Below are 21,118 nucleotides of genomic sequence, written 5' to 3'. Positions count from 1 at the left end.
ACTTGAAATAAAATTTGAAATCGCATCGGTTATTTATGAGTGATATCATAGGACAAGGAGAGTTATTATGGGTAAAAAAATGCAAGTCAGGGTAACAATTGACCGTCCTCAAGGATACAAAGATAACCACGGAAACATTTATCCTCTTAACTACGGGTATATCCCAGAGATTATTGCAGGAGATGGGGAAGGCCAAGATGTTTACATTATTTCAAAAGACGTCAATGAAGCTATTGCAAGTTTTACTGGAGAAATTGTAGCGATTATTCATCGCAAAGACGATGTGGAAGATAAATGGGTGGCTACAAAAGTAGGTGAAGAACTTTCAATTACTGAAATAAAAAATTCTACACATTTTTTGGAACAATATTTTCAATCAACAATCGAGCTGTTATAAAAAGAAGCTAACGAATTGATACAATAGTGGCATAATTCCGACTGCATGAATTAAACGAGCGATTTGAATCATAGCGACACTGTTCATATTGACGCCGTAGTCAGCCGAAATCAAAGCAATGTCTGTAGCTCCAGCAGGACAGGAAGCAAATAAGGCAGAGGTGAAATCTAACCAGTCTTTGCGTTTATTTATCCAGGCATAAAGATAACTTATTAATAAATAGACAACAATTAAAAGCAGTGCTGGAATAAAAAAGGTTTTCAAAGAAGCCGCAACTTCACGAGTAAAACTGGAGCCAACCATTGAACCCGCTAAAATTTGAGCAAATTGTCGAATTTGAATAGGGAAGGCACTAATATTGGTGCGCAATTTAAATAGGGCAGAAAACATTAAGGATAAACTAAGTGTTCCTGCTGGAAAACCTAAAAAGTAACCAATTAATCCACCAGAAGCCCCGACAAACAGGACAATTAAAAAGTGTTTTTTGTTTAATGGTTGTTTTTTTCTGGTTGATTCAACATTTTCTTCTGCTGGTTCTTCTTGGGCTTTTTCAGCTGTAAAAAGGTTAATCCAAGTAGGAAAGAGTAGTAGTACACCGACACTACGTACTAATTGCATAATAGCGACAATATGAATTTCAGAGTCAAAATCAGCTGCGATAAGGGTGGTGTCCATTAAGCCACCAGGGGTAGTTGCTAGAAGTCCGGTTAATACGTTCCAATGAAAAAAGTAAGAAAAAGCTAATCCCATGATAAATGTATTGAGAGTCAAGATAACTAAAAGTAAAAGCGTAGGTTTTATTACATATTTTAAGTGAATGACATCTGATCGAGTTAACTTTTGACCGATAAAGATTCCCGCTACTATTTGGGCAATAATTTTGGCCTCTTTTGGAAAATAAGCTGTATCTGTAAGTACAGAAAAAAGCATGACGGCAAGCATACTACCAATCATAAAAGGAGCTGGGAAATGCAATTTTTGTCCGATTTTTGCACCTATAAAAGCGACAATAAAAGTAAAAAGCATGGAAATACCAATTGACAATAGAATAACCTCCATAAAAATGGGCTTGCTGCAGTTTGTTTCATTATTGTTCTTGTTTGACTTCTTCCAAAAGTTTTTTCATTTCGTCAGTTAATTCAATTTTTTCTAACATATCGGGCCGGCGCTGCCATGTACGGCGTAATGCTTCTTTTAATTGCCATTGTTCGATCAACTTGTGATTGCCATTTTTTAAAACCTCTGGAACTTCCATATTATTGAATACAGCAGGGCGCGTATATTGAGGGTGCTCTAATAAACCGGTAGAATGTGAATCGGTTTTGGCTGACTGTTCATTTCCTAATACTTCCGGTAGTAAACGAACAGTAGCATCAATCATTACCATCGCGCCTAATTCACCGCCAGTTAATACGTAATCACCAATCGAAACTTCGTCGGTAACCAATGAACGAATCCGCTCGTCATAACCTTCATAATGACCGCAAATAAAAATTAAGTGTTCTTCTTTGGAGAAATCCTCTGCCATTTTTTGGTTAAAGGGAGCACCCGCTGGATCTAATAATACAATACGTTTTTTGGTGTGGGGGGTAGCATTTTTAATCGCCTGTAGGTTATCATAAATAGGTTGTACTTTTAACAGCATGCCTGCTCCGCCACCATAAGGGTAGTCATCTACGGTATGATGTTTGTTTGCAGAATAATCACGAAAATTTGAAAGATTAATCTCCAATTGGTCCTTTTCTTGTGCTTTGCCTAAAATCGATTCGTTCATAGGTCCTTCAAACATTTTAGGAAATAACGTTAACACATCAATTCTCATCATCTAACAACCCTTCTGGTATTTCTACGTATGCTTTCTGATTTTTCAAATCAATCTCTTTAACGACAGAAGAAATAAAAGGCAACAAAGCGTCTGGTTTATTTTGTCTCTGGACAACCCAGACGTCATTTGCTCCAGGAGAAAGAATTTCCTTTACTTGTCCTAATTTTTCACCAGTTTTCTGATAAACTTCTAAACCGATAATTTCATAGTAATAATATTCATCTTTACTTAATTCTGTGAGTTCCGTTTTCGGAATCATTAATGTGCCCTGACGTAAAGGCTCAACATCATTAATGGATGGATAGCCTTCAAAAGACAATATGTCAAAGTTTTTGTGCTTGCGATGACTTGCAACGGTCAATTCAAACGGGTCTTTTCCTTTTAAAAAAAGGGTTAACTTTGTTCCTATTTTATAGCGTTTTTCTGGAGAATCTGTTTGGGAAAGTACGCGCACTTCCCCTTTAATTCCTTGTGTGTTGACAATTGTTCCTACTTCTAAATATTCAACCAATATATTCCCTCGTTTCTAGTAGTTTACTGTTCAGACTCATTTATTTTAGCATGACTAATAAATGAAAGCCAGATTTGCTGGTTTGTACAAGAAAATACTATGGTATTTATTAACAAAATGATATAATAAAAGAAAAGGAGGCGCTTACAATGCTGGAAGCCTATAAACGAATATTAGTCGCTATTGATGGGTCGGAAAAATCAGAAAAAGCTTTTAAAGAAGCTATCGAAATTGCCAAACGTAATGATGCTACAGTTTTTTTAGCTTGGATTATTAATGATGTTGAGTTGACTACTAGTGCTTATGCCTTTTCTCGTTTATTAAAAGACGAGAAGCAAAATATCGAAGAAGACATGGATGAAAAAGTGAAAATCGCTGAACAAGCGGGTATTAAAAAAATTGAACGGATTGTTGAAATTGGTTCGCCTAAAGAAATGATTGGCATGGACTTGCCTAAAGAACATGAGATTGACTTGATTGTTATGGGCTCAACAGGAAAAGGAGCCATTGCTCAGGCTTTGGTTGGAGCTACTACTTCTTTTGTTGTCAATCATGCGCCTTGTAATGTGATGGTAATCAAATAAATTTTAGGTATAAAGCAAAAGATTGGGGGACAAATGATAAAATTTGTCTCTCAATCTTTTTTGCATTTTTCGATAAAAAAAGCTGTAAAAAGATTGGTTAAAATGTTTTTCTTATGATAAATATTCCTTAGAAAAATACAGCTATGCTATAATGAATCAAAGTCACTGCAAAGGGGGAAGAGAAATGCGTGCAGTTTTGACGGTTATTGGTAAGGATAAGGTGGGCATTGTGGCAGGAGTAAGTCACAATTTAGCAACCTTAAATATCAATATTATTGATATTACACAAACGATCATGCAAGATTATTTTACGATGATGATGATTTTGGAAATGGATAAAACGGCTAATTTTGACTATATACGAGAAGAATTAGATAAAGTCGGTCAACAATTAGGAATCAAAATTAGTATTCAAAATGAAGAAATTTTTAACGCTATGCATAAGCTAGGTTAGGAGATAGAATATGGAAACCAACCAAATATTTGAAACGATTCGTATGATTGAAGAAGATAATTTAGATATTCGAACAATTACCATGGGGATTTCATTACTAGATTGTATTGATACTGATGTTGATGCAGCTTGTAAAAAAATTTATCAAAAAATCACACGTTGTGCTAAGGACTTAGTGAGTGTTGGCGACCAGATTGCAAGAGAATACGGTATTCCAATTATTAACAAACGTGTTTCCGTCACTCCGATTGCTGCCGTTGCTTCTGCTGCAAAGGCAACAGCAACAGATTGTGTCCAATACGCTCAAACATTAGATCAAGCGGCCAAAGCAGTGGGTGTGGATTTTATAGGCGGATACAGTGCCTTAGTAGAAAAAGGGTTTCAAGGCTCAGACTCAGCACTTATCAAGTCGATCCCCCAAGCTTTGGCAGAAACAGATTTTGTCTGTTCTTCGGTGAACATAGGCTCAACCAAAGCAGGAATTAATATGGATGCAGTAAAAACTATGGGGACTGTAATCAAAAAAACAGCAGAACAATCAGATCTAGGATGTGCAAAACTTGTGGTATTTGCGAATGCTGTCGAAGACAACCCGTTTATGGCAGGAGCGTTTCATGGCTTTGGAGAAGCAGATACAGTTATTAATGTGGGCATCAGCGGCCCAGGAGTGGTAAAGCGGGCTCTGGAAAAGGTCAAAGGTGAATCATTCGACGTTGTCGCTGAAACGGTGAAAAAAACTGCCTTTAAAATTACGCGTATGGGTCAACTAGTTGGCAAAGAAGCTTCCAAGCGATTGGAAATTCCCTTTGGAATTGTCGATCTCTCATTAGCACCTACACCAGCAGTCGGTGATAGCGTAGCGCAAATTTTAGAAGAAATGGGTTTAGAATCAGTTGGAACACATGGAACAACAGCTGCACTAGCTTTGTTAAATGACGCAGTAAAAAAGGGCGGTGTCATGGCATGCAACCACGTGGGTGGTCTATCCGGGGCTTTTATTCCTGTTTCAGAAGATGCTGGAATGATTAAAGCAGCCGAAAACGGCACATTGAATTTAGAAAAACTCGAAGCGATGACGGCGATTTGTTCAGTGGGTTTAGATATGATTGCTATTGCTGACAAGACGCCCGCAGAAACTATTAGCGCAATGATTGCCGATGAAGCAGCGATTGGAGTTATCAATCAGAAAACAACAGCAGTGCGCATTATTCCAGCAAAAAATAAGAAAGTAGGAGATCATGTCGAATTTGGCGGATTATTAGGATCAGCACCGGTAATGCAAACAAATGAGGCAAATTCTTCTGATTTTATCCAACGGGGCGGCAGAATACCCGCACCTTTACATTCATTTAAAAATTAGTAGGAGGGACATCTACTTTGTGGAGCAAAGAAGAAAAGCAAAAAGCATATGAATTGATGCTTGCACAGCAAGCTGAGCTCATTAAAGATGAGAAAAATTGGTTAGCTACATTATCTAATGCGACAGCTTTGCTAAATATGACATTACCAGATACAGTATTTGCAGGATTTTATTTGTTTGATGGAAATGAATTAATATTAGGACCCTTTCAAGGAAATGTCTCTTGTACACGTATCCAGATGGGAAAAGGTGTCTGTGGCGAGGCTGCTCATAAAGAGCAGACGGTCATTGTCGGAAACGTCAAAGAACACAAAAACTACATTGCCTGTGACTCAGCAGCACTTTCAGAAATTGTGGTACCTATGCTTAAAAACGAGCGTTTAATAGGCGTGCTTGATATCGACAGTCAAGAAGTAAATAGTTATGATCTTACAGATCAAAACTATTTAGAAAAGTATTGTGAGCAACTATTACAGGTATTTTAAAATAAATCAAAGCACCTGTGACTTAATTGAAAACAAGACAAAAATTCCCGAACTATAATTGATGAGATTTGCTAGTTGTCGTTTAAACGCGAAATCGAGTCAAATCTCCCTATAGTTCGGGATTTTATTATCAAAAGGACTTACGTTACAATTCCTTTCAAATGTTATTTCGAGCGGTTAATCAATAACTGCTACCAGAGAATTGACGGTATAACCAATCGAATGGTGCAAAGAAAATATCTTCCATGTACTCGTCCCCCTCTATTCAATAGAATAACATAGGTACCGATTACAAATTGATTAGTTTTTATTACAAATTAAATAAGTTATATTTCGCACATGTTATATTCTTTAAGCCAAATAATTGAAAAAGCGGGAGTTTGTGTTATAATAAAGCGTGGTAGTAATACCCCTTATGAAGGGGACGTTACGGATTCGACAGGCATAGATCGAGCTTGAGTTGCGCTTCGTAGGTTGCGACTACGTAAAAACGCTCAGTTAAATATAACTGCTAAAAACAATAATAATTCTTACGCTTTAGCTGCGTAAAACCAGCTAGCGTAGATCCTCTCGGCATCGCCCATGTGCTCGAGTAAGGGTCTCAAATTTAGTGGGATACGCATTGACTTTCCGTCTGGAAGTCAATGAAGAGACAATCAGACTAGCTTTATAAACGGCTCGTCGATCAGCGGTTTATAAAGCGAAATTTAAATAGATCTGACTATGAGCGTAGAGATTCAAGAGGCGATATGTCTGGACGCGGGTTCAACTCCCGCCGTCTCCATATGGAGTGAAGTGCTCCTGATTGTTGTTTGAACAACTTTCAGGAGTATTTTTTATTTATCTTTCTGATGGTTGAATTTGATGTAATTGGAAACAAATTTATTTAAGCGAGGTTTGATTAATGCGTTTATGGCATGAAGACTTAATAACGTTATTACCTAGACAACAACTATTAGGACAACATAGAGAATGTTGTGCATTACGCGGAAAAGGTTGGGAGAAAAACCATGCAACTGTAAATTACGTTTTTAATTATTCCCCTTATAAATTATATCAATATCATCTTTTAATTATGAAAGAAATGTTGAAAAGAGGGTATAAGCCAGATAAAAAATGGTTTGACCCTTTATATCGAGGACAATCTTGTCCAAAATATGAACACATAGAACATGTGAAGCTAGAGCAACCGATTTATATTGAACATGATGATTTGTATCTTCAGGAATGTTTAACTAATTTAAAAGAAAAAGGAATCGATTTGTCTTCAAATTATTGATTGCAAACTGTTTGTGATTGTATTGACTAAATCTATCAAAAATTAGCGTTGTTTGAATAATTTTTGATAGCAATGATGTTATTTATAAAACCAAAAGCGTAAGGAAATTGATAGAAAACAGTGCGTTGCTAAATCCAAAGGTTTCTCAAAGAAATCAAGAATTAGTTGGTCCACTATTTAATTTGGAGTATACTAATACAAGGAAGTTTACATGATTTTGCTTACTTTAGGGATGATTTTGTTTCGAGATAGGTCTATTCTTTGGTTCAAGTACTAGACCCTAATGTAACTTTTTATTTGCTAAACAAACATTAAATTACGAAAAATGAAAAATGATTAAAACAAGAGGTGAACAGCGTGAATATATTGATGATCGAAGATAATGAGTCCGTTTGTGAAATGATGCAAATGTTTTTTTTAAATGAGGGCTGGGAAGTCACTTTTAAGTATGATGGTCAAACAGGTATCGATGCGTTTTTAGAAGATCCACAAAAGTGGGACCTGATCACATTGGATCTAAATCTGCCTGAAGTAGATGGAATGGTTGTAGCACGTAAAATTCGTGAAGTTTCTAGTACGGTCCCCTTAGTTATGCTAACAGCTAGGGATTCTGAAAGTGATCAAGTAATCGGATTGGAAATTGGTGCTGATGATTACGTCACTAAACCTTTCAGTCCGTTGACTTTAATTGCACGGATGAAAGCTTTGCATCGTCGCAGTGACTTAAATAGTATCTCTGCAGAAAATGTTTCAGAAAATGATACAGAGTTTGATGTGAAAACTGCGCATTTTCAAATGAATACCAAGACCCGAGAAGCTTATTTAAACGGCAAAGAAATTACAGATTTAACTCCTAAAGAGTTTGATTTGTTATATACCTTGGCTAATAAACCGCGTCAAGTTTTTTCACGTGAGAAATTACTCGAACTAGTATGGGATTATCAGTATTTTGGCGACGAACGGACGGTGGACGCTCATATTAAAAAATTACGACAAAAAATTGAAAAAATTGGGCCGCAGGTGATTCAAACCGTGTGGGGCGTAGGTTATAAATTTGATGATTCAGGGGTCGAATAATGCGATATTTATATCAACAATTACTAGCTTTTTGGATTGTAATTTTAGTAACGCTTATCACGCTGGGAATTTCTTTTACCCAGATGACAAAACAAACAATTGAAGAAAATAACTATCACCAGCTTTTTGGCTATGCTGATGCAGTTGTAGAAGAAGTTAACGGGAATTTGCCGGCAAGTTCACTAGAGTCAGCAATTAGAAATTCGTTAGACCGTTCAGAAGCGATGTTAAATCAGCAAAATGTGCATTTTACTTTTATTACTGATTCTAAGGAAGTGATTTATCCTCCCATGCCCAAAAAACAAATCTCATTTCCGTTTAATAATTTTTGGGATCAATTACGTGCAGGTGAACAACAACAAGTCACAGCAAGTAAAAATATTTTTGGAGAAGAGGAAGCGACTTCCTATGCGATGATCCCTTTTAATCTGGATAATGAATTTTATGGGGCATTGATTGTGACTCAGTCTGCACAGAATGTGAAAAATTCAGTCTCTGAGTTTACCAATAATTTGCTGAAGGGATTTGTATTATCTGTCGTTGTTGCTTTGATTATTAGCTTTTTATATGCTCAAATGCAAGTCAGACGAATTAATCGAATGAAAGAAGCCACCAAAGAGATTGCTAATGGGAATTTTGACAATAAGTTACCTTCACGTCATAGAGATGAGTTTGATGAATTAGCCGAAGATTTTAATAAGATGACGGATTCACTGCGAGAGTCGCAAGAAGAAATTGATCGTCAAGAGGAGCGGCGTAGACAGTTTATGGCAGATGCTTCTCATGAAATGCGTACTCCTTTAACTACAATCAATGGGATACTAGAAGGTTTGGAGTATCAAGCAATTCCCGAAGATCAAAAAGCGAATGCTATTCGACTGATGAAAAATGAAACCAATCGTCTCATTCGTTTAGTCAATGAAAATTTGGACTATGAAAAAATCCGTACGAATCAAATTTCCATTGTTATCAAAAAATTTGATGGTACTCAAGCGCTACAAACGATATTGACACAAATGGAGAAAAAAGCAGAAGCAGCAAATGATCAACTAATCTTAGAAACGACTGATTCTATTCCGGTTTTTGCTGATTATGATCGTTTTGTACAAATCATTGTAAACATTATTCAAAATGCTATTCAGTTTACAGAAAACGGTGAAATTCGTCTTAAAATTGAAAAGGGGTACTTAGAAACTATTGTGACAATCGCTGATACAGGTATTGGCATGACTGAAGAACAGGTAAATAATATCTGGGAACGTTATTATAAAATAGATCCTTCTAGAAAGAATAAAAAGTTTGGTGAATCAGGTTTAGGACTTCCAATTGTGCAGCAGTTAGTTAATATGCACAAAGGATCCATTGAAGTTCATAGCAAACCGAATGAGGGAACCAGCTTTATTATTACTTTTCCTGACACAGATCCAGACAAAGAAGTCGAATAAACGGAGACTGTGCTATAAGTAAAGACAAGACAAAAATATCCGAACTATAAGAGAGATTGCTCCTGCGGTTACTCGTCGCACGAACTGCACTGCTCCTGCGGTTACTCGTCGCACGAACTGCACTGCTCCTGCGGTTACTTCGTCGCACGAAATGCTTTGCTCCTGCGAACTCGTCGCAAATCCGCAATGATTAATAAATCTCATCAAATATAGTTCGGATATTTTTTATTAAAGGAACTTATGTCACAGCTCCAATAAGCATAAGGTTAAATTTTATAAAATTTCATCAATGTTGGCTGCTTGAAGAAGTTGTTCGTCTTTACTAAATAGTAATATACGCAAAGAATAATTTTGGGCAAGTTTTTGACAAAAGTTTAATAACCATTGCATCTGACTTATTGTAATAGAATCAAAACAATCATAAAGATAAATAACTGGTACTTCTTTTAATAAAAGATGGATAAATTGTAACTTTATTTTATCCATTTGTGAAAGTTCCTTTTTAGGTTTGGTAAAAAACGATGGATTCATATCAACTAATTTGATGTAGTGTAAAAGTTTCGGACGTTTACTTTTATCTACTCCTAAAAGAAGATTTTCTCTTAGCGATAAGTAAGGTAGTTGTTCCCAATTTCCTGTGATTTCACCTATTATAGGTTGACTTTGTTTATTTTGTTGTTCTAAAAAATTTTTCTTATAAGTTTTTGTAGCCACGAGATAAAAGCCAGTGGGCAGTTGCTTTATATTAATCATTTGTTCCAAATTTATGCCTCCAATAGTGATGAATGCCTATGGCGCTGATTTGAATCGGGAAAATCAGAAAAATCAGCTTTAGAAGCGTCTGTCCAAGCGAGATAAAAAGAATCTTTGTCCACTCTCTGCTTGATAACAGGATAGACTGAATAAGCGCTTGATTGGTACGAGGGAAACGGACGACTAAGTAACCTAGATCATTCTGACCAAACTGCTCAGTGAACGTATGTATTCCATTAATGGATTCAATTGTTTTTAAATGTTGGCTTAAAACAATCCCCATCCAAAAGTGCTGTAAAATCATAGTGATTATGGTAATTGCTACAGCAAAGATAAGAAAAGGGAAAAAGGCCTCTAATAAATTAAAGTACAACCAGGAAAGGGTAGTACTACCAGAATGTTTCCAGATAAAATATTCTTTTTCTTTTACGACTTGACAAGCGAAAAAATAAATCAAGAACATCACAGTAAAAAAAAGAAGTGCGGCTTTTTGGGATAGACTATAGTAACGACTCACGGTTGCAACCGGCTCTTGGATAGAGGTCAGGATACTTTGTTTTTCTAGTGAGTAGCCTGAAGATGTCAGCAAGTCTTCCATATGACTGTATAAGTAAGGCAATGAAACCCTTAGACTGTCGATAATAAATAATAAACAGAATGTAATTGCTAAAAAAATGATATAAAAAGTAGTTATACGTCGGTGGTATTTTAGACTGGCTAAAGCAATTTTTGAAAAAGACATCCTTCTCACCTTCTTAACTCGAGTATATAAAATGAGTTTGAAAAAAATATGAACATCTTATTGTAAAAAAAAGAATTCTGACATCAATTATAGATGCCAGAATTCTTTTTTTGTTTAACTATTTATCTTCACTATTTTCTTTTTCTAATTGTTCACGCACTTCCGGATGGTACTCTTGGTACGATTTTGTTTCGTATTCATCTTCGGTTGATTTGTCATCATTTTCAGAATAGATACTCGTGGAATCGTCGCCTAATTTTTCTTCTTTTTTAAGTATCCGTTCTTCCATATTTTTATAATCATAATCGTCTGGATCGATAGGATCAAGACCACTACCTGTATGGAAGCGAAGTAGGTCACCTTGAGTTACTTTATCTGAAGTTTCCAATTGTTTATTCACATCTTCTTGTAATTTTTTCACTTCTGCTTGCTGGTCTTCTGAAGGAGACTCGATCGCTTCACCTGTTTTGTTATCATAAAGCGTTCCTGAATAGTTAGTGTAGTCAGGGGATACAAAAGAACCGTCGCGGAAGGCTACCAATTGTTGATGCTGATCGGACAACATATCTTGGCCCATTTGAATATAATTTTTAGTATCTACGCCTAAAAGATGCATGAGCGTCGGCATAGCGTCAACTTCTCCGCCGTAAGTATGGTTGATACCACCTTCGCTTTGTCCCGGGATGTGAATCATATACGGAACACGTTGCATTTGTGCATTATCATAATTATCCCATTCACTACTATCTTTTCCTAATAGTTCTGCTAGATTTTCATTACGCCCATCAGAGATTCCGTAGTGGTCCCCATATAGTACAATCACTGAGTTGTCATATAAGCCTGATTCTTTCAAGTAGTTAAAGAACTCTTCAACAGCTGTATCTAGATAATTTGCTGTAGCAAAGTAACCATTAATTGTTTCATCGGGGGTATCTGCAAGTGGAAAGCCAGCTTCCTCATTAGTAAATTCAGAATAAGGATAGTGGTTTGATACAGCGATAAATTTAGAATAAAACGGTTGTTGCAAATGTTCTAGATATTTGACAGATTGTTCAAAAAATGGTTTATCATGTAAGCCATATTGGAAAGAATTCTCGTCATTAACATCGTAATAACTTGCATCAAAAAAGTGATCATAACCAAAATGTTTGTATACTTCATTACGATTCCAGAAGTTTCCTGCATTACCATGAAAGACAGCTGATTCATAACCTTTTGTTTGTTTTAAAATATTCGGTGCAGATTCAAAGGTATTTTTCCCACCAAATTGTGTGAAAAATGATCCTTGGTTTAAACCAAATAATGAATTATCCATTAATGTTTCAGCATCGCTTGTCTTACCAGCTGCTACTTGATGGAAAAAGTTGTCAAAACTAAATGTGCTATCGTCGTGGTATAAACTATTAATAAAAGGCATGACTTCATGTTTTTCGCCATTTTCATCTTCTAATTCATAATCAATTAAAAATTGTTGAACACTTTCTAAATGGATATAAATCACATTTTTGCCTTCTGCCATTCCGTAATATTTATCATTAGGTTCAGCATAATGCTCACTAACATAATCTTTAGCTTCATCCATATCGTTAGGACTCGCTTGTGCTCGAACCTGTGTCGTTTGATAAGTTTGCACGGCATCATAAGCAGTAAAAGCATTGATCCCTAGATATTTGACTAAGTAATCACGAGAAAATGTACGGGTTAACAATCCTGAACGGTCCGTTTCTGCTAGAAATAAATTTCCAGAAAATACCATTACAGATAAAGCAGTTATAGCTAAAGCGGTTCTAGCTCGAATAGGACGTTCGTCCATTTTGATTTTTTTCGTCCCAAGTGCAATCGCTAAAACAATAAAGTCAATAAAATAAAGGATATCTTTTATTTGTAATAATTTCAAAGTACTACCTGCAAGTCCTCCAGCGACTTTACCGGCACCTAAAATCGTATTGATAGTAATAAAATCTGTAAACTCGCGATAATAAGCAATGTTTGCAAAAAGTAAGACAGTGGCTAGGAAATAAATAAAAAGCATGGTAAAATACGATGCCTTGGTTCTTCTTACATATAAAGCAATCGATAGTAAAAATAACGTCGTTGCTATTGGATTAATCACCAGAATAAAATATTGGATAGTACTGTCGACTCCTAAATTAAATTCGGTAAAATAAGCCAAGATATTTTTAGCCCAGAGCAATATAGCAAGTAGACCAAAAAAACCTAACCTTGTGTTTAGAAGATTTGGTATTTTTATGTTCTTCAAAGGTTTGTTCCTCACTTTCTGGTGTGCACCATGAAAATATTTTCTATAGTTTTCATTCATCAATAATATTCTACTAACTCCCTGTTGGACTGTCAATAAAATTGGAGAGATGGAGGCTAAATTAAGTTTTTCTTATCAATTTTTTCCTAAAAGACAAAAAATGGAGGATTTGGTATACTTGGTTGTAAGAAATCAATGAAAAATAGGTGAATATATGGAAATAAAAATCACTCAGCAAGCGGCAAAACGGCTGAATCATGGTTATCCGTTGTTACAAAAAGAAGATTTGCTTGAGCCAATAAAAGAAAATCGATGGCTTACTTTTGTTGACCAACAAAGAAAGTTTATTGCTAAAGGGTATCTCGGCTTGCAAAACAATGGAGTAGGCTGGAGTTTAACTACAGAAAATCGCCCCCTTGACCACGCTTTTTTTGTTGAACTTTTTTTTCAAGCAAGAAAAAAGCGGTATATTTATTATGAAGATAAGCAAACAGATGCTTTTCGTCTTGTAAATGGTGCAGGAGACAGTATAGGAGGCATGACGGTAGATAAATATGGTGATTTTGCTGTGGTTTCTTGGTATAACCAAACTTTGCATAATAAAAAAGAAGAAATCATCGCTGCTTTTGTAGAAGTTTTTCCTGAAATAAAAGGTGTTTACGAAAAATTACGTTTTCAAACAGATCAAAGCCAATCAAGACTTCTTTTGGGAATCGATGCACCAGAGCCGCTTTATATTAAAGAAAATAATTTGAATTATGCAGTCTATTTAAATGAGGGTTTAATGACGGGGATTTTTCTTGATCAACGTGAAGTTAGAGGACTTCTTGCGGCGGGATTTGCCAAAAATATGAAGGTTTTGAATATGTTTAGTTATACTGGAGCTTTTTCGGTCGCAGCAGCTGCTGGTGGAGCTAAAAGTACGACAAGCGTCGATTTAGCTAAACGCAGCCTAAAAAAGACAAAAGAACAATTCGCCGCTAACAAAATACCTCTTGACCAACAATGGATTCGTGTAATGGACACATTTGAGTATTTTAAGTATGCAAAGAAAAAGAATCTAGTATTTGATTGTATTATTTTGGATCCTCCTAGTTTTGCAAGAAATAAAAAGAAGGTCTTTCGCGTAGTGAAAGATTACGGAGAACTCATTGAAGATAGTGTGGCGATTTTAAACAATAAAGGGACTATTATAGCATCGACGAATGCTGCCAATCTTGCGCCTAAAAAGTTTCGGGCAATGATTGAAACAGCTTTACAAAAGAAAAATGTGTCTTATAAATTAACGAAAAAGTTGGATCTTCCTGAGGATTACGCTGTTGATTCAGCTTTTTCTGAAGGAAATTATTTGAAAGTTTATTTTTATCAGATTGAAAAATATTAACGGGGGTGTCTTTTTGTTAGAGATAAAAAATGTAAAAATTGGTGACGGTCAGCCTAAAATGTGCGTACCCATTACTGGAAAAACAACAGAAGAAATTGCAGAGCAAGCCAATCGCGCGAAGCAATCCATAGCTGAGATTGTGGAGTGGCGGGCAGATTTATTTAGTGAAAGTCAAGAAATTGATGATATGATGGAAACATTGGAAATGATTGCAGGAATCCTGCCGGAAAAGATCCTTTTGTTTACATTCCGTTCTGTAGAAGAAGGCGGAAATTGGCCTGTTTCTTTAAAAATGTATCATGATTTATGTTTAGCAGCAGCTAGTACGCAAATGATTGATTTGATCGATATAGAGTTTGGCAAGGTAGAATTTTTAGGTCGTAAATTTGTCCAAGACTTAAAAATTCAAGGAGTAAAAATAATCATGAGCAGTCATGATTATGATCAAACTCCTGAAGATGCTACAATGATCTATCGTATAGGCGTTATGAACCAATTTGGAGCGGATATCGGAAAAATTGCTGCTATGCCTCACAGTTTAGAAGATGTGTTGCGGATGATGAACATTGTTTCAAAATCTAGAGCTTTTAACCAACTACCTATTGCAACGATTTCTATGGGAGATTTAGGAAAAGTTTCTCGAATTACTGGAGAAATTACTGGTTCCGTTTTGACTTTTGGGTCTTTAGAAGATGCCCAAACTTCAGCTCCTGGTCAAATTCCCATCGAAGAATTACAATTTATTTTAGAGACTTTACACTTAAAAAAGGACTAAGCAGTTTGTTTAGTTCTAGAAAAAATCATTAGGAGTAGAGCAATTGAGTAAGAAGAAAAAAGAAAAAACCAATGCAATACGTCTCATTGAACAACATAATATTTCTTATAAAGAATATGAATATTCTTGGAATGAAGAGCAGTTGAGCGCCGAACATGTGGCTTTTGAGCTCAATCAAAATCTTGAAAAAATCTTTAAAACACTAGTAGCAGTAGGGAATAAAACAGGGGCACTCGTCGCTGTGGTTCCAGGAGATCAAGAATTAGATTTAAAAAAAATTGCAAAGGCGAGTCAGAATAAAAAAGTTGAAATGTTACATTTAAAAGATTTGGAAAAAACAACAGGCTATATTAGAGGTGGCTGCTCGCCAATCGGAATGAAGAAGAAGTTTCCAACTTACATCGATCAATCTGCAAAAAATTTTGCTTCAATTTTAGTTTCAGCAGGTAAGCGTGGTTTACAGATTGAGCTGTCACCAGAAGATTTAGCAAATATAGTCAATGGGATGTTTGCCGAGATTACAACATAAAGCACAAAGTTCGGTTTAGCCATTTATTTTCAGTACATAAGGTGTTTTCATGTACTGAAAATAAATGTTTAGCTAAAAGGTCTATTGAAGGGTATGGAGCGTGTTTGTTTATTTTTTGGAAAATAGTTTACTCGATCTTTCATTTTAAGAAAATTTTTTGAAAATTACAAAAATATAATGCATATAAAAATTTTTTCTGCTAGAATAAGAAAGAAATATAAGGAGGCATTTTTATGACAAAAACACGTGACTATATTACGGCAGTACAAGAGGAAATTCATAATAAAGATCCGCATCAAACGGAATTTTTACAAGCAGTAGATGAATTTTTGTCTACTGTAGAGCCTTTTTTAGCAAAACATCCTGAATATGAAGCGAACAATTTATTATCTTTATTGACTGAACCAGAACGTATTTTGCAGTTTCGTGTGCCTTGGCAAGATGACAAAGGAAATTGGCGAGTGAATCGTGGGTACCGTATCCAATTTAATTCGGCTTTAGGCCCCTATAAAGGCGGGCTACGTTTTCACCCTAGTGTAAATTTAAGTATTCTAAAATTCTTGGCCTTTGAACAAATTTTTAAAAATAGTCTAACCGGATTGCCTATAGGCGGAGGTAAAGGCGGTAGCGACTTTGATCCTAAAGGAAAATCAGATGCTGAAATCATGCGCTTTTGTCAAAGCTTTATGACTGAATTATCCAAATATATTGGTCCTAGTTTGGATATCCCAGCAGGAGATATCGGTGTAGGGGCTCGTGAGATTGGTTATTTGTATGGAACATATAAACGTTTAAAACAATATGATGCAGGTGTTTTAACAGGCAAACCATTAGATTTCTGGGGTAGTAAAGGTCGTACTGAAGCTACTGGTTATGGTGTAGTATATTTTGTTAAACATTTACTAGCTGATAAAAACGAAAACTTTAAAGACAAAACGGTTGCTGTTTCTGGTAGTGGGAATGTCGCTATTTATGCTATTGAAAAATTACAAGAATTAGGGGCTAAAGCAGTTACTTGTTCTGATTCTAATGGTTATATCTATGATAAAGAAGGTATCGATTTAGCATTATTAAAACAAGTTAAAGAAGTTGATCGGGATCGATTAACAGCTTATGCGAAAAAACGTCCTCAAGCTGAGTATCATAAAGATGAATCTGTCTGGGATTTAAAAGCTCCTTATGATTTAGCTTTCCCATGTGCGACACAAAACGAAATTGATAAGAAAAAAGCACAAAATATCGTAGAAAATGGTGCGAAAGTTATAGCTGAAGGAGCAAATATGCCTTGTCTAATTGATGCAACGGAATACTTTATTGACCAAGGAGTTTCTTATTGCCCAGGTAAAGCAGCAAATGCTGGTGGTGTAGCGGTTTCTGCCTTAGAAATGAGTCAAAACTCACAACGCTTGCAATGGGAAAAAGACGACGTGGATAAACAGCTAAATACAATTATGAAGAAGATTTACGAAAGTACACGCAACGCTGCTAGAGAGTATGAATCGGAAAACAATTTCATGCTAGGAGCAAACATTGCCGGTTTTAGCAACGTAGCAAAAGCGATGGTCGAACAAGGTTTAGTCTAGTAGAACAATGACTTGAAAAATAGTGATAAAAAAAGTAAAGTAGTAATGTACATTACTACTTTACTTTTTTATAAGGAGGAGGCAACATGGGACATATTTCATTTGATTATTCAAAAGTAACTCCCTTTGTTAGCGAACATGAACTTGATTATATGCAAAACCAAGTGACTGCAGCAGACAAAGCGTTAAGAAACGGTACAGGCGCTGGTAATGATTTCTTAGGATGGATTGATTTACCAGAAAACTATGACAAAGAAGAATTTGCTCGCGTCAAAAAGGCTGCAGAAAAAATTCAATCCGATTCTGAGGTTTTAGTTGTCATTGGTATTGGTGGTTCTTATTTAGGAGCTCGCGCAGCTATTGAGTTTTTACAACATTCATTTTATAATGCGTTACCAAAAGAACAACGAAAGGCACCACAAGTGGTTTTTGCGGGTAATTCTATTTCTTCCACCTATCTTGCAGATTTGATTGAAATGATAGGTGATCGTGATTTTTCTGTAAATGTTATTTCAAAATCAGGAACAACTACCGAACCAGCAATCGCATTCCGAGTATTTAAAGAATTATTGATTAATAAGTATGGTGAAAATGAAGCCAATAAACGAATTTATGCGACGACAGATCGTCAAAAAGGTGCTGTAAAAGAAGAAGCCGATGCACAAGGTTGGGAAACTTTTGTCATTCCAGATGATGTTGGCGGACGTTTTACTGTATTAACCCCTGTTGGTTTATTGCCTATTGCGGTTAGTGGCGCAGATATCGACGCTTTAATGCAAGGGGCGGCTGATGCTCGGAAAGCATACATGGATCCAGATTTGAAGAAAAATGAAGCTTACCAATACGCTGCTTTGCGTAATATTTTGCACCGTAAAGATAAAGCCATTGAAATTTTGGTTAACTATGAACCAGGAATGCAATATTTCTCTGAATGGTGGAAGCAATTATACGGTGAATCTGAAGGAAAAGACCAAAAGGGAATTTATCCATCAAGTGCGAACTTTTCAACAGATCTTCACTCGGTAGGCCAAACGATTCAAGATGGTACACGGAATGTATTTGAAACTGTTGTAAAAGTAGAAAAACCACGGAAAAGTGTTTCTATTCCAAAACAAGAATCCGATTTAGATGGATTAGGTTACTTACAAGGCAAAGAAATTGACTTTGTAAATACAAAAGCCTTTGAAGGAACTTTGTTGGCTCATACAGATGGGAACGTTCCTAATTTACTATTAAAAATCCCAGAAATGGACGAGTATACATTAGGTTATACCATGTATTTCTTTGAAATTACTGTTGGAATTTCAGGCTACTTAAATGGTGTTAACCCATTTGACCAACCCGGCGTAGAAGCTTATAAGAAAAACATGTTTGCTTTACTAGGCAAACCCGGCTTTGAAGACTTGGCTGATGAGCTGAACAAACGTTTATAAATCAACGTTTAAATGTATTTTAAAGTTAACTGTGTACAAAGCATGTACGCTGTTATAGAAAATCTGTGCTACATCACAAAAAAGGCGCTCAAAATGAGCGCCTTTTTTATTCTTGTTGAATGTTTTTAATCTTTACGTATTTTATTATTGAAGTTCTTGAGTGCTCTTAGTTTTACGATTTGCAAATATATGCCAAACAAAAAAGCCAATACCAATGATGAAAGCTAACCAGCCCCAAACTGTTAAATCACTATAACTTCCAGCGTTAGAAATAGCAGATAACCATGCTATTAAAAGTAAAATCATATTTATAATATCAGCTGTCATTTTCTTGTTTGATTTCGTAGCTATATATACTATACCTGTCGTTAAGTAAATAATAGCTGTAATCATGCCTCCAGAGCCTCCAGTTTCACCATTACCACTTAGAGCATTTCCCAATCCGGCCACTGTAGATTGGAAAAGAATAAACACTGATAACACAATCATTAAAATACCTGCAACTAATTTCGTAGTTTTCATCTCAACATTCTCCTCGTAATATATTAAATTAATCCAAATGTAACATTATAATCAACTATACCAATAAAATTATCAGTTGATCGACAGCAACACCTCTTTTAAAACCAACCTCTTTAATTTAAATTAATCTTATACTCTTCATTGTTACTTGTAGGGAATTCTTCTCCAACCTGAATTATCACTGGTTTTTCCGTGTTATTTAAATTGATTCCAGTAGCAAATTGTTTTGATTTTCCAGGAAGTAATTCATTGTCAGCGGGTTCTTCATATTCATTTCTGAATTCGGTTTGATTTGCATCTGCTTCATCCCATGAGGCATCGTCAACAAATTCTCCATTTTCGTCTTCCGTGGGATATAACGCTTCAGCAGAATTAAAATATCCTATATCATCTGTAAGATTGTATTCTGTTGAATCATCCTGTTGTTTTGCAGTAAACAAATACCATTCCTCCGATGGAACGATGTTATCTTCAGAAGTATTTTCTATTGTATACCAAATAACTAACCCGTCTTCGTCCATTGTATTATCATGTGCGACTTGCGTTTTGTCGATGGACATTTTCATATAGTCTGTTTCCAGCTTACCGTCTTTAAAAGACATCTCAGCTACATCTTGACCTTCTTCTTCATACCCTGCTGCTGTTACTTCTGTTTTGCTTTCTGTACTTGCAGCGGTGGTATCTTCTTCGTCGCCATTATTTGAACAAGCAACTAAGCTTAACGTACATACCAACAAACTACCTAACAAAACTTTTTTCATTTTAACACTCCTAAAAATTAATTACAGACATTATATCACACAGAAGTACCTGTGCAGAGCTGTTTTTTCTAAAAAATAACGAAATAAATATTAAAATTTTTGTTGCTTGTTATTTTTTAATCTAAATTTTTTGAAGGTCTAAGGTTCTATCGACATAAAAATAAAATATATAGTTATCTGAAATTTTAATTCATCATATCTTTTTGCATAAAATTTAACAGTGTTGCGAGTTGTTTCTTTTAATGTATCTAAAAATAAGACGTAGGCTATTACGATTTGGCAACTATCAGATCAAAGAAGGTGATTGTGAAAGTTCCACTTTTGCCTCTTACCTTCTGAAGCGTAAGGATAGTTACTGTTTAGAAACTGAATATCACCAAGATATAGTTTTTGAAATTTAAAAAGAGTAGTTAACTATTTTGCTTCTAGAGAAAATTTGAGTTGCATAATAAAAAATGGAAGAAAAATAAACGATAGCCTCCTCAGTTGTGAGAAGGCTATCTAACTAATCAATATTCATTATTTAAAGTTGATGAGACTATTGCTCAAAATTAACTATTTCTCATTTAAACGATATATTCCCTAACCTACTAATATACCCTTGTAACGCTTAAGTTACGCCAGTGTAAATAAACTTCAAAAAAATAAATCAAATTATTGCATAAAAATATTTTTCGCATGTTTCTAGTATAGCATAAATCAATACTAAAGGGGAAAAATAGTTTTTAAAATAAAAAACGGGGGGCGTCATACCTGAAAGTTTCAATGCTACAAAAACTAAATCATCTTTACGTGTAAGAAATAAGAAAACATTGTAAAAATGTTGAATAGTTATGAACAAATTTTTTGAAGCAAAGGGGGTTATAAGGAGAATAAAATTGGGAATGCTTGAACGTTGTGTAGTAAGAAAGTTGTTTTGTTTATTTGTATGCTAACTGTATTATTTCGAACCAAAATTT

General features: G+C 35.4%; 21 protein-coding genes and 1 other RNA gene. 14 read left to right on the top strand and 8 right to left on the bottom strand.

Annotated elements, in window-relative coordinates; all coding sequences use genetic code 11:
• The first annotated feature begins 67 nt into the window (after window positions 1-67).
• Window positions 68-397, top strand: coding sequence for an inorganic diphosphatase (locus tag TS1_RS07685; RefSeq protein ID WP_068709472.1), 330 nt, complete (start codon window positions 68-70; stop codon window positions 395-397).
• On the opposite strand, the gene TS1_RS07680 is transcribed toward TS1_RS07685, so the two are convergent.
• Genes TS1_RS07680 through rimM form a run of 3 tightly spaced genes read right to left on the bottom strand, consistent with a single transcriptional unit; the run spans window position 392 to window position 2,733 of the window.
• The gene (locus TS1_RS07680; protein ID WP_068709470.1) at window positions 392-1,441 is read right to left on the bottom strand and encodes an AbrB family transcriptional regulator; all 1,050 of its coding nucleotides are present in this window, start codon (window positions 1,439-1,441) and stop codon (window positions 392-394) included. The genes TS1_RS07685 and TS1_RS07680 overlap by 6 nt on opposite strands.
• Before the next feature lie 43 nt (window positions 1,442-1,484).
• The gene (gene trmD / locus TS1_RS07675) at window positions 1,485-2,219 is read right to left on the bottom strand and encodes a tRNA (guanosine(37)-N1)-methyltransferase TrmD (protein ID WP_174519335.1); all 735 of its coding nucleotides are present in this window, start codon (window positions 2,217-2,219) and stop codon (window positions 1,485-1,487) included.
• Complete coding sequence (gene rimM / locus TS1_RS07670; protein WP_068709466.1) at window positions 2,209-2,733, bottom strand: ribosome maturation factor RimM; 525 nt, start codon at window positions 2,731-2,733, stop codon at window positions 2,209-2,211. The genes trmD and rimM overlap by 11 nt, the downstream gene beginning before the upstream one ends.
• Before the next feature lie 149 nt (window positions 2,734-2,882).
• Between rimM and TS1_RS07665 the strand changes: the two genes are divergently transcribed.
• The 8 genes from TS1_RS07665 (at window position 2,883) to TS1_RS07630 (ending at window position 9,417) form a co-directional block, all read left to right on the top strand.
• Entirely contained in the window at window positions 2,883-3,317 is a 435-nt protein-coding gene (locus TS1_RS07665) for a universal stress protein (RefSeq protein WP_068709464.1), read from the top strand.
• Between the two features lie 184 nt (window positions 3,318-3,501).
• Window positions 3,502-3,771, top strand: a complete 270-nt coding sequence (locus TS1_RS07660) for an ACT domain-containing protein (protein ID WP_068709462.1) — start codon at window positions 3,502-3,504, stop codon at window positions 3,769-3,771.
• A 10-nt stretch (window positions 3,772-3,781) separates the two neighbouring features.
• Window positions 3,782-5,131, top strand: coding sequence for a PFL family protein (locus TS1_RS07655; protein ID WP_068709460.1), 1,350 nt, complete (start codon window positions 3,782-3,784; stop codon window positions 5,129-5,131).
• 17 nt (window positions 5,132-5,148) lie between these two features.
• On the top strand, window positions 5,149-5,616 hold the full coding sequence (locus TS1_RS07650; RefSeq protein ID WP_068709458.1) for a GAF domain-containing protein: 468 nt from the start codon (window positions 5,149-5,151) through the stop codon (window positions 5,614-5,616).
• 420 nt (window positions 5,617-6,036) lie between these two features.
• Window positions 6,037-6,403, top strand: a transfer-messenger RNA (tmRNA) gene (ssrA, locus tag TS1_RS07645).
• A gap of 117 nt (window positions 6,404-6,520) precedes the next feature.
• The gene (locus TS1_RS07640; RefSeq protein ID WP_068709456.1) at window positions 6,521-6,895 is read left to right on the top strand and encodes a TIGR02328 family protein; all 375 of its coding nucleotides are present in this window, start codon (window positions 6,521-6,523) and stop codon (window positions 6,893-6,895) included.
• Between the two features lie 357 nt (window positions 6,896-7,252).
• Window positions 7,253-7,972 carry a response regulator transcription factor gene (locus TS1_RS07635; RefSeq protein WP_068709454.1) on the top strand — a complete coding sequence of 240 codons (720 nt, stop codon included), beginning with the start codon at window positions 7,253-7,255 and terminating at the stop codon, window positions 7,970-7,972.
• Window positions 7,972-9,417 carry a sensor histidine kinase gene (locus tag TS1_RS07630; RefSeq protein WP_068709452.1) on the top strand — a complete coding sequence of 482 codons (1,446 nt, stop codon included), beginning with the start codon at window positions 7,972-7,974 and terminating at the stop codon, window positions 9,415-9,417. Before TS1_RS07635 ends, TS1_RS07630 begins: the two co-directional genes overlap by 1 nt.
• Before the next feature lie 273 nt (window positions 9,418-9,690).
• Here TS1_RS07630 and TS1_RS07625 read toward each other — a convergent pair whose 3' ends face one another.
• The 3 genes from TS1_RS07625 to TS1_RS07615 all read right to left on the bottom strand — a co-directional run bounded on the left by TS1_RS07625 (window position 9,691) and on the right by TS1_RS07615 (window position 13,172).
• Window positions 9,691-10,179 (bottom strand): hypothetical protein, encoded by a 489-nt coding sequence (locus tag TS1_RS07625; RefSeq protein ID WP_068709450.1) that lies wholly within the window; start codon window positions 10,177-10,179, stop codon window positions 9,691-9,693.
• Complete coding sequence (locus tag TS1_RS07620; protein WP_068709448.1) at window positions 10,163-10,912, bottom strand: hypothetical protein; 750 nt, start codon at window positions 10,910-10,912, stop codon at window positions 10,163-10,165. Before TS1_RS07620 ends, TS1_RS07625 begins: the two co-directional genes overlap by 17 nt.
• Before the next feature lie 118 nt (window positions 10,913-11,030).
• Window positions 11,031-13,172, bottom strand: a complete 2,142-nt coding sequence (locus TS1_RS07615) for an LTA synthase family protein (RefSeq protein WP_068709446.1) — start codon at window positions 13,170-13,172, stop codon at window positions 11,031-11,033.
• 214 nt (window positions 13,173-13,386) lie between these two features.
• Between TS1_RS07615 and TS1_RS07610 the strand changes: the two genes are divergently transcribed.
• From TS1_RS07610 to TS1_RS07590, 5 genes are all read left to right on the top strand, one after another.
• The gene (locus tag TS1_RS07610; RefSeq protein ID WP_068709444.1) at window positions 13,387-14,556 is read left to right on the top strand and encodes a class I SAM-dependent rRNA methyltransferase; all 1,170 of its coding nucleotides are present in this window, start codon (window positions 13,387-13,389) and stop codon (window positions 14,554-14,556) included.
• 13 nt (window positions 14,557-14,569) lie between these two features.
• Window positions 14,570-15,331 (top strand): type I 3-dehydroquinate dehydratase, encoded by a 762-nt coding sequence (aroD, locus tag TS1_RS07605; RefSeq protein WP_245610116.1) that lies wholly within the window; start codon window positions 14,570-14,572, stop codon window positions 15,329-15,331.
• 43 nt (window positions 15,332-15,374) lie between these two features.
• On the top strand, window positions 15,375-15,860 hold the full coding sequence (gene ybaK / locus TS1_RS07600; RefSeq protein ID WP_068709442.1) for a Cys-tRNA(Pro) deacylase: 486 nt from the start codon (window positions 15,375-15,377) through the stop codon (window positions 15,858-15,860).
• 233 nt (window positions 15,861-16,093) lie between these two features.
• Window positions 16,094-17,443, top strand: a complete 1,350-nt coding sequence (gene gdhA, locus TS1_RS07595; RefSeq protein ID WP_068709440.1) for an NADP-specific glutamate dehydrogenase — start codon at window positions 16,094-16,096, stop codon at window positions 17,441-17,443.
• A gap of 86 nt (window positions 17,444-17,529) precedes the next feature.
• A complete protein-coding gene (locus tag TS1_RS07590; RefSeq protein WP_068709438.1) occupies window positions 17,530-18,876 on the top strand; it encodes a glucose-6-phosphate isomerase in 1,347 nt (448 codons plus the stop codon).
• A 144-nt stretch (window positions 18,877-19,020) separates the two neighbouring features.
• Here TS1_RS07590 and TS1_RS07585 read toward each other — a convergent pair whose 3' ends face one another.
• Window positions 19,021-19,398, bottom strand: a complete 378-nt coding sequence (locus tag TS1_RS07585; protein ID WP_068709436.1) for a hypothetical protein — start codon at window positions 19,396-19,398, stop codon at window positions 19,021-19,023.
• A 113-nt stretch (window positions 19,399-19,511) separates the two neighbouring features.
• Window positions 19,512-20,159: a DUF5067 domain-containing protein gene (locus tag TS1_RS07580; protein ID WP_068709434.1), complete on the bottom strand. Its 648-nt coding sequence runs from the start codon at window positions 20,157-20,159 to the stop codon at window positions 19,512-19,514.
• Between the last annotated feature and the right edge of the window lie 959 nt (window positions 20,160-21,118).

Origin of the sequence: Tetragenococcus solitarius NBRC 100494 (assembly GCF_001544195.1) — a bacterium.
Classification (GTDB): domain Bacteria; phylum Bacillota; class Bacilli; order Lactobacillales; family Enterococcaceae; genus Tetragenococcus; species Tetragenococcus solitarius.
Note: the sequence above shows the minus strand (reverse complement) of the source record. Positions and strands in the feature narration are given on the sequence as shown.